Below are 13,456 nucleotides of genomic sequence, written 5' to 3'. Positions count from 1 at the left end.
AAATGATACTAAAGGATTATTTATACATTTCAATGGTTAATTCCTTGTTATTCAGCTTTTCTTTTCAGCAGCTTTTGCTTCTGTACCAGCCTATGCATGTGTGCTTAGTTTACTGATTATTGTGACGATTATCAATGTTGTTGATGAGAAAATGGCTACGAAAGCAAGGCTTCTCTTACGATGTCTCCTTGCTTTCCATTGCCATATTCGCCAATTTTTCTATTCGTGACGGGGAAGGAACGGGAACTCTTTGGAGTTTTCATTCTTTCTATAATCCAAATGAGTCATTTTCTTACATCGTGCAGGTGCGGCACTCCTATTTTCTCGTTTCCTGGCTTTGATTCGGCAATGCCATTTACTGAGGAAACTGCCGATTATTTCCTGAACTAAGAAAAGGTGAACGGTCGAAAAAAGTTTAAGATGATCTGGTTTTAGGTCAAAAGGGTCCCTTAAAGGACCCTTTTATTGTGGGTTAAATAAAGGTAAATTATGGATACATGTAAGGGTGCATATTATTTTTTATCTTGCAATTCAGAATTATGTTAAAATAGGTTAGGTTACAAAAGGAGAGTGAAACTGTGTTATCTATTCCGGATGATAAAATTAGACCATTCATAACTATAACAATTGATCAGCCAACATTTTCAGAGCAAAAAATTGATGAGATACAGGAACCTTTCTTCTTTCTTATGAAGGAAAATCAAGTGTTTGCGTATATCCGCATGGATGACCTCCCGTTAAATGAAAAAATAACGACAGTCGATCAGCTTTTACAGTATGCTTTTTCGATCGATAATGTCTGTAAATTAACTCCTAACATATCCTTGCCGCTTCTGTTTCAAATTATTGGTGAACCTATCGTACTGATAAAAACGGATGATGGCCTGCTTACCGGTTATGTAAAAAGGGAAGATGTGTTAGCTGAATTATTCAAGCAGGACAGCAAACAAAATTTAGACCTGTTAAATGTTATTTTAACTTCGATTCCTATGGGGATTTTTGTGGCTGATAAAGAAAAAAATATCGTGAACTTCAATGAATCAGGCTTGAAGATGATAAAAAAGCCTTCTGAACAAGTCCTAAATGAACCTGCTGCGAACATCTTCAATAAGCAGCATATACATAGCGTGTTTGCCAGCGGGAGTAGTATTCTGAATCAGCTGGAAATCACTGATGTCATGAGTGTGCTTGTCGACTATAGTCCGATTCTGAACCATGAAAAAGAAGTCGAAGGGCTGATCATCATCGTTCAGGATTTACCGATGGTTGAGGAAATGGCCATGGAAATAGAATTAATAAAAAGCTCGAATAAAGACTTGAATGCCATTTTAGCGAATATCTATGATGAAATACTTGTAGTCAATCAAAAAGGGGAGCTGCTGCGCTATAGTGACAGCATCATCTCAGGATTCTGGGGGAAGGATTTAAAAGATTATATCGGGAAGAATCTCTTGCAACTAGAAGATGAAGGGATTTTTAATCCTTCGGTCACCCGATTGGTCCTTGAACAAAAAAAGAAAGTATCGATTGTCCAAGATACGAAAATGAATAAGAAAGTCCTTTCCGTCGGAACTCCTGTATTCAATGAAAAAGGGGATATAGATCGTATAGTCATTGCTTCAAGGGATATAACCGAAACGACACAATTGAAATCGGAATTAAATGAAATGAGGAAAGAACTGGACTCATTCAAAAAACAAGATCAATTTTATAAAGAGTTGATTTTTGCCAGTCCTAAAATGGAGCAGATAATCAGCCAAGTCAAGAAAATCGCTCATTTTTCATCCACTGTTTTAATCAACGGGGAGTCAGGGGTAGGTAAAGAAGTGATAGCTGAAGCCATTCATAAAATGGGTAGGCGGTCCAAGCAACCTTTCCTGAAGATAAATTGCGGAGCGATTCCGGAAAACCTCCTCGAAAGTGAATTGTTTGGTTATACGAAGGGTTCATTTACAGGAGCTGATAAAAATGGGAAGGTAGGATACTTTCAACAGGCCAATAAAGGTGTTTTATTCCTTGATGAAGTGGGTGACATGCCTATTCATCTTCAAGTCAAGCTGCTGAGGGTCCTCCAGGAACAGGAAGTGATCCCGATAGGCAGTACTACACCTATCTCCATTGATGTTCAAATTGTTGCGGCCACGAATAAGAGTCTGGAAAAAATGGTCGAGATGGGGACGTTCAGAGAAGATTTATTCTATCGATTGAACGTCATTCCCATTCATGTGCCCCCTTTAAGGGAAAGGCCGGAGGATATACCGCCGCTAGCCTTTCATTTTCTGCAAAAACTGAATGAAAGGTATCAGCGGAATTACCACTTTTCCCCCGATGCCTTAAATATACTGGAAGTCTATACATGGCCGGGGAACATTCGTGAATTGCAGAACATGATTGAAAGATTGGTTGTTTCTGCTGATGAAGAGATGATCGATGCTGACTTCATTCAAAGGTTCATTCCGGTCGGCAGTGACTTTAAACAAACGAAACCCATCATTACCAGAATCCTTCCTTTACAGGAAGCACAGGATCATGTCGAAGAGCAATTGATCATGCTTGCCATGAAACAGTATAAAACTACGACCAAAGCGGCAAAAGCTCTGGGGATAAGTCAATCGTCAGTGAGCAGGAAGTATCAAAAAGTTTTAGCTGAACAGAGTAAGAGAATCGAAAAAAATGCATATTGAAAAAAAGCCGTTGTCAAGTGATGATAATCACTTGTCAGCGGCTTTTTTTAAGAAAAGAAAAAGCTTTTATGCAATGGGGAATAGTAATATGCAAATTTGCATAGTTTAAGAGCGGTTTATCAAAAATAATGCGATTTTATTGGGAAATTATATTGGCACGGTTCTTGCTTGATTAGTAAGTATAAGAAAAAAGGGAGGTAATCATTAAAGTTTCATCAGAGGCGTTCTTCATTAACAAATCCACTAAAGTTATAAAAAAAGGAGATTTTAAAATGTCAATTAACGTAGAAAGTAAAAATACTCAAGCCAACCAAACAGCAACTCAGGATTATATTAAAAAAGTGCTTCAATTAATCGAACAAAAGGAAATTACAAAAGAAGATGCGCAATGGATAACAAAAGAAACGGTCGAGAATTTCCGGAACCATGTAAACCCAGGGTTCTTGGAATATCGGAAGACGGTCACTAAAGACACACAATTCGCTGCGGTGGAGTGGTCTGATCAAGATTCCTGTTTTACGGATGTTAATGGAAAAAAATATATCGATTGTTTAGGTGGCTTTGGTATTTATAATGTTGGCCATCGTAACCCTAAAGTCGTTAAGGCCGTAACCGATCAATTGCAAAGACAAGCCCTTCATAGCCAGGACTTACTAGATCCATTGCGTGCAATGCTTGCAAAGATCCTAGCCGATATCACGCCAGGGGATTTAAAATACTCATTCTTTACGAACAGCGGTACGGAGAGCGTGGAGGCTGCACTTAAGCTCGCTAAAATGTACAGTGATAAATACACGATTATTTCCACGACAAAATCATTCCATGGTAAAAGTCTTGGTTCCCTATCGGCAACGGCAAAGGGCATGTTCCGTAAACCGTTCATTCCACTGATTCCTGGTGTGCGTCATGTACCTTTCGGTGATGTGGATATGATGAGAAAAACGTTTGAAAGCTGTGCGTTGGTCGGTGAAGATGTTGCTGCTGTGCTGTTGGAGCCGATCCAGGGTGAAGGAGGGGTCATCCTCCCTCCGCAAGATTATTTAAAGCAGGTTCGGGCATTATGTGATGAATATGATGCGTTATTGATATTGGATGAGGTGCAAACAGGAATGGGACGTACAGGTAAAATGTTCGCTTCTGAGCTCTATGATGTTGTTCCGGATATTATTTGTTTAGCGAAAGCATTTGGCGGCGGAGTAATGCCTGCAGGGGCTGTGGTAGCCAATGAGAAAGTGTTTAAAAGCTGGTTCGATAATCCATTCATGCACACTACGACATTTGGAGGGAATCCACTCGCGTGTGCTGCTGCCATCGCTACGATCGACGTGCTTTTGGAAGAAAATTTACCTCAGCGTGCTGCAGAAGTTGGAGAATACTTCCTAAATGGGTTAAAGGAAGTGGCTAACGAGCACAAAGATAAAGTATTGGAGATTCGCGGCCAAGGATTGATGATTGGTATCGAGTTCCATAAAGACGAAGTGGGTTATGAATTTTCAAAAGCCCTCTTTGATAAAGGCATATTGGTGGCAGGAACGCTTATAAACTCCAAAACAATCAGGATTGAGCCGTCATTGACTATTCATTTGGATGAAGTGGACACAGTCATAAAAGCGTTTAAAGAGGTCTTGCCGACGCTTCAATCTTAATTTAAATAAGCAGAAAAACAGCCTTTAGGCTGTTTTTTTTGTTGATTGGAAGGAGAAAGTATGGAAAATTCATTACATATTTCTCGTTATTTAACCGCACCTCAGAAATTTTTTTTTGCGAAAATTAGTCATGAAAACGAGAATTACACAGTTTGGACAATGATTTAATTCCTTTAACGTAATTTGGTATGTTATAATAATTTCTGGAAAAAGGAGTGATGAAGATATGACACCTGCTCTGCAAAAAATGTGGATATCCTTTATAGCTATGGGCTTTATGGTTATCTCTATATTTCTAATCTACTTAAGCCGTTATAAATTAAAAGGTTTTTGGAGAGGCTTGACAGCAATTATCGCATACATACTTATGATTCTAGCCGGCTTGATCATCCTTATCGTTGTTCTTAGCGGGCCAACCACTTGATAGGTGAGGAGAAATGATGAAGAATTTTTTCAAAATATTATGTTTATTATGCATCTCCGTATCATTATCTGGCTGTTTATATCCGGAGAAGCAAAAAATGCAAAACCAACTGCCTTATAAAGAGCAAATACAATCCGTCCAAAGTGCAGTCGATCAATTTCAGAAAGACGAGGGCGGCATACTGCCCATCGTTACAAAAGATGCAGAGACACCGATTTATCAAAAATATGTCATAAAGTTTTCTAAGATCTCGCCGAGGTACATGGCTGAACCGCCGGACAATGCCTTTGAATCAGGAGGTGTCTTTCAATACATCCTCGTTAATGCCGAAAAGGATCCGACTGTAAAGCTGTTGGATGTCAGGATGGCACAGAAGATTCAGGATATTTCCTTGAGATTGACTGCTTATCAGCAAAGCAATGGATACCCGCCATTTAAGGAAAGGTTATCCGATAATGTCTTTACGCTCGATTATGAAAAAATGGGCCTGAAGGAAGCTCCTACGGTCACGAGTCCATTTTCACAAAAAGATTTATATCTTGTAGTCGATGGCCAAGGTGATATTTTTGTTGATTATACCCCGGATTTACTTGAGGCATTAAAGAAGCATGATGGGGAAGTCAAGCCAGGTGAGGATATCCGGGACCTGCTAGTGCAGAGTTCGGAGTTCGTACCAGCCTATTCATTGCCATATACAATTGATGAAAAAACAAATAATCCAATATTTCTTACAAAATAGGCATAACCCTTCTTCTACAAAATATATTGTAGGGGAAGGGTTATTTCTTTATCTTTATTTCATCTTACTTTTAAAATAACAACCCTTATATAAAATTTCTGGTGGAGGAAGGGAATGAACCAGGGAAATAATTGGAATAAATTTTTAGGACAACATCATAGATATATAGTGTCCTAAATAAAAGCAAATGGATAAACGAAATCCCAAAACTCTAATTCGGGAGGGGATACCTTGGAAAAGGTAGATATTTTTAAAGATATAGCTGAACGGACCGGTGGCGATATTTATTTGGGGGTGGTCGGTGCCGTCAGGACTGGGAAATCCACATTTATTAAAAAATTCATGGAGTTAGTCGTTATTCCGAATATCCCTTCAGAGGCCGACCGTGCAAGGGCACAGGATGAATTGCCTCAAAGTGCTGCTGGAAAGACGATCATGACGACAGAACCAAAATTCGTACCCAATCAGGCAGCATCGATTCAGGTAGCTGAAGGGCTCGAAGTTAACATTCGTTTAGTCGATTGTGTCGGTTATACAATACCTGGGGCTAAAGGGTATGAAGATGAAAATGGTCCCCGCATGATTCACACGCCTTGGTATGAAGAGCCGATTCCGTTCAATGAAGCGGCTGAAATAGGTACTCGCAAAGTAATTCAGGATCATTCCACATTAGGTGTAGTCGTTACGACGGATGGGTCAATAGGGGAAATTCCTCGTAGTGATTATTTAGAGGCGGAGGAAAGGGTTGTTGAAGAACTGAAGGAGGTTGGCAAGCCATTTATCATGATTGTCAATTCCGTTCAGCCTCACCACCCAAATACGGTAGCACTGAAGGAATCCTTGCAGGAAAAGTATGATATCCCTGTATTGGCCATGAGTGTCGAAGGAATGCGGGAATCGGATGTTTACAGCGTACTGCGTGAGGCCCTTTACGAATTCCCGGTACTCGAAGTCAATGTGAATCTCCCGAGCTGGGTAATGGTTCTGCGAGAAGATCATTGGTTAAGGGAAAGTTACCAGGAAGCGGTTAAAGAGACCGTTAAGGACATTAAACGCCTGAGGGACGTAGATCGTGTTGTCGGTCATTTTAATGAATTCGAGTTCATTGACCGTGCCGCGCTTGCAGGCATTGAGATGGGGCAGGGTGTTGCGGAAATCGACCTGTACGCCCCTGATGAGCTCTATGATGATATTCTGAAGGAAATAGTCGGTGTGGAGATTCGGGGCAAGGATCATCTGTTATCTTTGATGCAGGACTTTGCGTATGCCAAAGCAGAATATGATCAGGTGGCAGATGCACTGAGAATGGTCAAACAAACCGGATATGGTGTCGCAGCACCTTCCCTTAACGATATGAGTCTTGATGAACCGGAAATCATCCGTCAGGGAGCCAGGTTCGGTGTAAGGCTAAAAGCTGTAGCTCCTTCCATCCATATGATCAAGGTCGATGTCGAATCCGAATTCTCGCCAATCATCGGGACGGAAAAGCAAAGTGAAGAATTGGTCCGGTATCTGATGCAGGATTTCGAAGACAATCCACTTTCCATTTGGAACTCTGATATTTTTGGCAGGAGCCTAAGTTCCTATGTAAGGGAAGGCATACAGGTGAAATTAGCGATGATGCCAGACAATGCGCGCTATAAATTGAAAGAGACACTGGAGAGAATAATTAATGAGGGCAGTGGGGGATTGATTGCCATCATCTTATAAAAACGTTTTAAAGCTGGACCAATTCCTTCAATGGATTGGTCTTTTTGCATGCAATGGACGAAAGTATCCCAAGAAAAATACCCCTTATGAAGGCCAATATTTGAAAAAACCAGTTGTTTTTTAGTAAAATCTTGAAAAAACCCTGTGGTTAAGCGATTTTCAGTAATATAATAAGTTTAATTTCTATAAAAAAGGGAAATGATGAATAGCGAAAGACAAAATTTATAATATATACAATTATTAATGAAAAGATTCCCATTATTTTTTGAATTCCCTTGCTAAGCTAATAGGATTTGTGATAATCTACATACAGAAAACGCGTTATAACAGCGATTTCAACCTATTTCCAAATTTCCGGATGCATTATTTGGAAATTAATTCGGCTTGGTAATCCTTGATTTCCATGGAATGAATTTTTTTGGACCGAAACTAATAACAAATCACTATTATAGTGTTGTAATAATGATTTTTTATAAAGAATCCTTTTGGGAGGAGGTGAATGGCATGAACAAAACAGAATTGATTAATGAAGTTGTTACAGCAACTGAAATTTCTAAGAAAGACGCTACAAAAGCTGTTGATGCTGTTTTTGATACAATCTTAGAAGCTCTAAAAAACGGTGATAAAGTCCAATTGATTGGTTTTGGTAACTTTGAAGTTCGTGAACGTGCGGCTCGTAAAGGCCGTAACCCACAAACTGGTGACGAAATTGAAATTGCAGCTAGCAAAGTGCCAGCTTTCAAACCTGGTAAAGCACTGAAAGATGCAGTGAAGTAATTCTACCATTACATACGGGTGCTTAACCGAAAAGGGCCGCGTGAAAACGCGGCCCTTTTTTTGCTTCTTAATTTCTATCTGTGATAATATAAAAGACAGTGAATATTTCAGAAACGCTGTAAATGGCAAATCCGTCAAAAGCCATTACAAAAAAGCCGATTCCGAGGAAACTGCCTTTCAAGAGCGTCATTGCAAGTGGGAATGGGTGGCCTTGATAATAGGAAATATGGATGTCAGGGTGTAATGCCTTGAATTTTATTCTGAATACATAATATTAATGATTTTTTAGGAGGTACTATAAATGGCTAATGTTGATCATGCCAAAATAGAAGAAGCGGTTAAAATGCTTCTTGAGGCTGTAGGGGAAGACCCAACGAGGGAAGGATTGCTTGATACTCCTGGCCGTGTAGCCAGAATGTATGAAGAAATTTTTTCTGGACTTAATCAGGATCCAAAAGAGTATTTCGATACTGTTTTTGGAGAGGATCATGAAGAACTAGTACTTGTAAAGGATATTCCGTTTTACTCAGTCTGTGAACATCATTTAGTCCCTTTTTACGGAAAAGCACATGTAGCATATATCCCGAAAAACGGAAAAGTAACTGGGTTAAGTAAATTGGCACGGGCGGTTGAGGCTGTATCAAAGCGTCCGCAACTTCAAGAGCGGATCACTTCGACAGTGGCTGACTCGATAATGGAAAAGCTTGAGCCTCATGGTGTAATGGTTGTAGTAGAGGCTGAACATATGTGCATGACCATGCGAGGTGTAAAAAAACCCGGATCTAAAACAGTGACTTCAGCTGTAAGGGGAACGTTTGCGAAGGATCACCGCACTAGAGCGGAAGTGCTGGCATTCATAAAAGACTAAGGACATGGGGGCAGGAAAAAAATGAATGAAAAAAAGATTCTGAATGATTTTGTCGTAATCAAAGCCATTGAGGATAGTGTGAATGTCATCGGGTTAACAAGAGGTACGGACACCAAGTTTCATCACTCCGAAAAACTTGACTCAGGAGAGGTGATGATCGCACAATTCACAGAGCATACCTCGGCGATTAAAATCAGGGGCCATGCAAAAATTTATACTCCATTCGGGGAGATAGAAAGTGATTCTAAAAAGAATTCACCTGACAAATGATAGCTCCAATTTAATTGGTTAAATATAAATCAATCATCTGATATCGCGTTTAACAAGCCGTAAATTTCCCGCATCCATTTTCTTGAAGAGCAAATGATGAAGGTTTCCTTATTTTTGGAAGTTTCATTTTATAAACGTTGTCCATTTCATCTGATTGTTTTTATGGTATAATAATGTGTATTTTACACAGACAGAAACCAATATGTATGAAAAAAATTATCTTTCGGGGATGCAAGGGTGATCTCAATTGTTAAACATAACGGACGACATAAGGCAATTAAAACGATTAATAGAAACGAAAGCTCAACATCCATATTTATTGAAGCACATACAAAAGCCAAGCTTGGACGAAGATAAACTGATATTGCTTTGGGGATTGTTTAACGATTTGGACGTTTTAAACGAAAAACGGAATCAATACATCATTTCAACCATGTTAGTGCAAATAGCTCTGGATACCCATGAAATCGTCTCGAATTCGGGTGATGGAATCGAGTTGCCTGAGGTATTGAAAAATCGCCAATTACAAGTGCTTGCTGGAGATTACTATAGTGGCTTATACTATCAAGGGCTTGCCAGTGTGGGTAATGTTGATATGATCCGTATACTTTCAAGCGCAATAAAAAAAATAAATGATAATAAAATCATTCTTTATCAACAAGGGTCCATTAATGATGTACCAACGCTTTTAATGACGATAAAAGCGATCGAGGCTTCGCTGATCCATAAACTGGCGGATTACTATAATGAGCCTGCCTGGATAGACATATCGGAAGATCTGCTGCTTTTGAAAAGGCTGCATGCCGAGAAGCGGAGCTATCTGAAAACGGGTCAATCTATAGTTTTTGATGTCCTAAGGGCAATGCCTTTTGATGACTCGATTAGTGGGGACGTACTCATTTCGGAAAAAGAAGAACAGGTACGGGCCCAATTCGATAAGTGCCTGAGGGATGCCAGGCAATCCGTACAGTGCTCGATGCGGAAACTTGCAAAGTTTGATGATGAACTTCTTGATAGAGTGAAAGTCATCTTGGAAGAAACAGAGAGTATAGCAAATTCATATGTGAAAGAAGGGTGAGTCATGGAGCAGTCTAAAGAGCAAAAAGTTCATCATGTCTTCGAAAAGATCTACGGAAACTATGACAAGATGAATTCCCTCATCAGCTTTAAACAGCATCTTAAATGGCGGAAGGCTACAATGGCCATCATGAATGTCCCAAAAGGCGCCCATGCACTTGATGTATGCTGTGGAACAGCAGACTGGACCATTGCCCTTGCTAACGAAGTAGGACCGGAAGGAAAGGTTGTTGGTCTCGATTTTAGTAAAAACATGCTGAAAATCGGCGAACAAAAGGTGAAAGAACTCAATTTAGATCAAGTTTCCCTAATGCATGGGAATGCAATGGAACTTCCTTTTGAGGATAATAGCTTTGATTATGTCACGATTGGTTTCGGGCTGCGGAATGTCCCTGATTACATGCAAGTGCTTAAAGAGTTAAACCGGGTAGCCAAGCCAGGTGGAATGGTCGTTTGCCTGGACACTTCACAGCCAACGATGCTTGGCTTTAAACAGGGCTATTACTTTTATTTCCGTTTCATCATGCCCATGTTCGGCAAATTATTCGCAAAAAGTTATAGCGAATATTCATGGTTGCAGGAATCAGCTCGAGATTTCCCAGGCATGAAAAAGCTTGAAAGCATGTTCAAGCAGGCAGGAATGGATAATGTCAGTTACAAGGCCCATTTCGGCGGTGTTGCAGCAACACATTTCGGGTACAAGCCTTCAAAATAAGCATAATAGGAATGGACAAAGCTGGGTGGAATGTATGAAATTTAAAATGATGTATTCGTTTTTGAATGCAGATTTGCAATTAATAGAAAAAGAACTGGAAGCCGCAATTGAAGCGGATTCCACTGTTTTAAGGGAGGCTTCCCTACATTTACTGCAATCCGGTGGAAAGCGGATCCGTCCGGTATTCGTCCTTTTGGGTGCGAAGTTTGGCGATTATGATATACATGTCGTAAAGCATGTCGCAGCGACATTGGAACTGATCCATACAGCTTCCCTTGTGCATGATGATGTTGTAGATGATGCAGATTTACGCAGGGGATCTGCCACCATTAAGTCAAAATGGGATAATCGCGTCGCCATGTACACAGGCGACTTCATTTTTGCTCGTGCACTGGAAATGATGGCGGTGATCGAGTCGCCCCTTGCGCATCAAATTCTTGCTGATACTATGGTTGAACTATGCCTTGGGGAAATTGAACAAATAAAAGATAAATACAATTTCGAACAGAATTGGCGGATATATTTTAGAAGGATCAAACGAAAAACGGCATTACTCATTGCATCCAGCTGCCAGTTGGGAGCCATTTCAGCCGGTGTTGAAGAGAAAATTCACCAAAAGCTATTTAAATTCGGATATTATGTCGGTATGTCTTATCAAATCACCGATGATATATTGGATTTTACAGCTTCGGAAGAAGAGCTTGGTAAACCAGCCGGAAGTGATTTGATTCAAGGAAATATCACTTTACCAGTTTTGATTGCAATGGAAGATCCAAAGTTGAAAAGGCTTATCGAAACAGTTCGGGAAGATACGCCAAAAGACGAAATGTCCCACATAATCAATGAGATAAAATCATCCGGTGCCATTGAACAGGCTGCGAGGATCAGTGATATGTATTTAGAAAAGGCTTTTACTGAGTTGAAAGGTCTTCCTGCAATTAAAGCCAGAAAAACTTTATCCGATATCGCGAAAAATATCGGAAAAAGAAAGTTTTAATACTGGGAGTTGCGAAACTCATCAAACAATGGTAATATTCTAAAAGGATTGCCTTATATAGGCAAATAACAATGATACATATTAGGAGTGACATTCATGGAAAGAACATTTTTAATGGTTAAACCTGACGGCGTTCAACGTAATTTAATCGGTGAAATCGTTTCCCGTTTTGAAAAGAAAGGCTTCCTTCTTGCAGGAGCAAAATTAATGGTCATCTCTCAGGAATTGGCTGAGCAACATTACGGCGAACACAAAGAACGTCCTTTCTTTGGCGAATTAGTGGACTTCATTACTTCAGGTCCTGTCTTCGCAATGGTTTGGGAAGGTGAAAATGTAATCGCTACTGCACGTCAAATGATGGGTGCTACTAACCCTAAAGATGCAGCTGCAGCAACAATTCGTGGTGATTTTGCCGTAACTGTTGGCAAAAACATCATTCACGGATCTGATTCAGCTGAAAGCGCTGTACGTGAAATCGGTTTATTCTTCAAAGAAGAAGAACTTGTTGAGTATTCAAAACTTGTAAACGAGTGGGTTTATTAATTAATACGAACACACATAAAAAAAGCGGGTTCCATCGTCATTATGAGATGGAACCCGCTTTTTTTGTTTTGAGCTTATTTAATTTAAAGAAAATATGGCATTTTCCGATATATAAAGAGTAGAACTACTTAAAATAATTATGTGCAGGGGAGTCGTAGGAATGCCTCGAGAATATGAAGAGTTTATTCGTAATATCAAAATGTTGACAGGGATTGATTTGGCATCATATAAAGAAGGGCAAATGAAAAGGCGACTAACTTCTCTATATGAAAAAAGAGGATATCATTCATTTCGTGAATACTATAAAGACATTCAAACAAGTCCGGGAGTATTAAATGAGTTTTTGGATAGAATGACAATTAATGTTTCAGAATTTTATAGAAATGCGAAAAGATGGGAAGTGTTGGAGCGAAAAATCCTTCCTGGGTTATTAGGAAGCAAAAAAAAGTTGAAAATATGGAGTGCCGCCTGTTCTACTGGTGAGGAACCATATACGATTGCAATGATACTATCCAATCTCGTTCCAATTAACCAGATAGAGATAGTGGCGACGGATCTGGATGAAAATGTATTGGCGCGTGCGAAATTGGGAATTTATCCTGACCGATCCTTAAATGAAGTACCTGAAGAAATAAAAAGGAAATACTTTAAAAAACAAGCGGATTTTTATCGTGTCGATGATGAAATCAAAAAGAGAGTGACATTTAAAAAGCAAAACCTTCTCGCAGATCGGTTCGAACAGGGATTCGATTTAATCGTTTGCCGCAATGTTTTGATTTATTTCACTGAAGAAGCCAAAAGTTTATTATATGAAAAATTCAGTGCATCACTAAAAGGCGGCGGGGTTTTTTTTGTAGGAAGCACCGAGCAAATATTCACCCCAGGAAAATATCAATTTGAAACGATCGACACATTTTTTTATAAGAAAAAGTAAATACCTTGAAAGGGACTGATTCTGCACAGAGCATTCAGTCCCTTTTCGTTTGTCGTGTAATAGCAAATCCAG

General features: G+C 39.6%; 13 protein-coding genes. All 13 read left to right on the top strand.

Annotated features, from left to right (window positions below; genetic code table 11):
- Positions 1-578: 578 nt before the first annotated feature.
- The gene (locus tag ABIE66_RS17290; protein WP_370015698.1) at positions 579-2,684 is read left to right on the top strand and encodes a sigma 54-interacting transcriptional regulator; all 2,106 of its coding nucleotides are present in this window, start codon (positions 579-581) and stop codon (positions 2,682-2,684) included.
- 272 nt (positions 2,685-2,956) lie between these two features.
- Positions 2,957-4,330 (top strand): putrescine aminotransferase, encoded by a 1,374-nt coding sequence (locus ABIE66_RS17285; protein WP_370015697.1) that lies wholly within the window; start codon positions 2,957-2,959, stop codon positions 4,328-4,330.
- Between the two features lie 226 nt (positions 4,331-4,556).
- Positions 4,557-4,754: a DUF2768 domain-containing protein gene (locus ABIE66_RS17280; protein ID WP_284470311.1), complete on the top strand. Its 198-nt coding sequence runs from the start codon at positions 4,557-4,559 to the stop codon at positions 4,752-4,754.
- Between the two features lie 13 nt (positions 4,755-4,767).
- Entirely contained in the window at positions 4,768-5,493 is a 726-nt protein-coding gene (locus ABIE66_RS17275; RefSeq protein WP_370015696.1) for a hypothetical protein, read from the top strand.
- Positions 5,494-5,724: 231 nt separating this feature from the next.
- The gene (gene spoIVA, locus ABIE66_RS17270) at positions 5,725-7,203 is read left to right on the top strand and encodes a stage IV sporulation protein A (protein WP_289315825.1); all 1,479 of its coding nucleotides are present in this window, start codon (positions 5,725-5,727) and stop codon (positions 7,201-7,203) included.
- 504 nt (positions 7,204-7,707) lie between these two features.
- Positions 7,708-7,980 (top strand): HU family DNA-binding protein, encoded by a 273-nt coding sequence (locus ABIE66_RS17265; protein WP_034308023.1) that lies wholly within the window; start codon positions 7,708-7,710, stop codon positions 7,978-7,980.
- Positions 7,981-8,281: 301 nt separating this feature from the next.
- On the top strand, positions 8,282-8,848 hold the full coding sequence (folE, locus tag ABIE66_RS17260) for a GTP cyclohydrolase I FolE (RefSeq protein ID WP_285766234.1): 567 nt from the start codon (positions 8,282-8,284) through the stop codon (positions 8,846-8,848).
- Between the two features lie 21 nt (positions 8,849-8,869).
- Positions 8,870-9,118: a trp RNA-binding attenuation protein MtrB gene (mtrB, locus tag ABIE66_RS17255; protein ID WP_370015693.1), complete on the top strand. Its 249-nt coding sequence runs from the start codon at positions 8,870-8,872 to the stop codon at positions 9,116-9,118.
- Positions 9,119-9,365: 247 nt separating this feature from the next.
- Positions 9,366-10,196, top strand: a complete 831-nt coding sequence (locus ABIE66_RS17250; RefSeq protein WP_370015692.1) for a heptaprenyl diphosphate synthase component 1 — start codon at positions 9,366-9,368, stop codon at positions 10,194-10,196.
- Positions 10,197-10,199: 3 nt separating this feature from the next.
- Positions 10,200-10,910 (top strand): demethylmenaquinone methyltransferase, encoded by a 711-nt coding sequence (locus tag ABIE66_RS17245; protein ID WP_289325609.1) that lies wholly within the window; start codon positions 10,200-10,202, stop codon positions 10,908-10,910.
- Between the two features lie 34 nt (positions 10,911-10,944).
- Entirely contained in the window at positions 10,945-11,907 is a 963-nt protein-coding gene (gene hepT / locus ABIE66_RS17240; protein WP_289325608.1) for a heptaprenyl diphosphate synthase component II, read from the top strand.
- A 96-nt stretch (positions 11,908-12,003) separates the two neighbouring features.
- Positions 12,004-12,450, top strand: a complete 447-nt coding sequence (gene ndk / locus ABIE66_RS17235) for a nucleoside-diphosphate kinase (RefSeq protein ID WP_034308008.1) — start codon at positions 12,004-12,006, stop codon at positions 12,448-12,450.
- Between the two features lie 160 nt (positions 12,451-12,610).
- Positions 12,611-13,384, top strand: coding sequence for a CheR family methyltransferase (locus ABIE66_RS17230; RefSeq protein WP_370015691.1), 774 nt, complete (start codon positions 12,611-12,613; stop codon positions 13,382-13,384).
- Positions 13,385-13,456 lie beyond the last annotated feature (72 nt).

This window comes from Peribacillus sp. B2I2 (assembly GCF_041261685.1).
In the GTDB taxonomy this organism is placed as follows: Bacteria; Bacillota; Bacilli; order Bacillales; family DSM-1321; genus Peribacillus.
The sequence above is the reverse complement of the archived record's forward strand: the minus strand, read 5'-3'. Positions and strand labels throughout refer to the sequence as shown.

Bases quoted from the DNA above. Each gene is read 5' to 3' on its own strand.
- ABIE66_RS17285 (WP_370015697.1), top strand. From the start codon at position 2,957: ATGTCAATTAACGTAGAAAGTAAAAATACTCAAGCCAACCAAACAGCA.
- ABIE66_RS17280 (WP_284470311.1), top strand. From the start codon at position 4,557: ATGACACCTGCTCTGCAAAAAATGTGGATATCCTTTATAGCTATGGGC.
- ABIE66_RS17275 (WP_370015696.1), top strand. From the start codon at position 4,768: ATGATGAAGAATTTTTTCAAAATATTATGTTTATTATGCATCTCCGTA.
- ABIE66_RS17265 (WP_034308023.1), top strand. From the start codon at position 7,708: ATGAACAAAACAGAATTGATTAATGAAGTTGTTACAGCAACTGAAATT.
- folE (WP_285766234.1), top strand. From the start codon at position 8,282: ATGGCTAATGTTGATCATGCCAAAATAGAAGAAGCGGTTAAAATGCTT.
- mtrB (WP_370015693.1), top strand. From the start codon at position 8,870: ATGAATGAAAAAAAGATTCTGAATGATTTTGTCGTAATCAAAGCCATT.
- ABIE66_RS17245 (WP_289325609.1), top strand. From the start codon at position 10,200: ATGGAGCAGTCTAAAGAGCAAAAAGTTCATCATGTCTTCGAAAAGATC.
- hepT (WP_289325608.1), top strand. From the start codon at position 10,945: ATGAAATTTAAAATGATGTATTCGTTTTTGAATGCAGATTTGCAATTA.
- ndk (WP_034308008.1), top strand. From the start codon at position 12,004: ATGGAAAGAACATTTTTAATGGTTAAACCTGACGGCGTTCAACGTAAT.
- ABIE66_RS17230 (WP_370015691.1), top strand. From the start codon at position 12,611: ATGCCTCGAGAATATGAAGAGTTTATTCGTAATATCAAAATGTTGACA.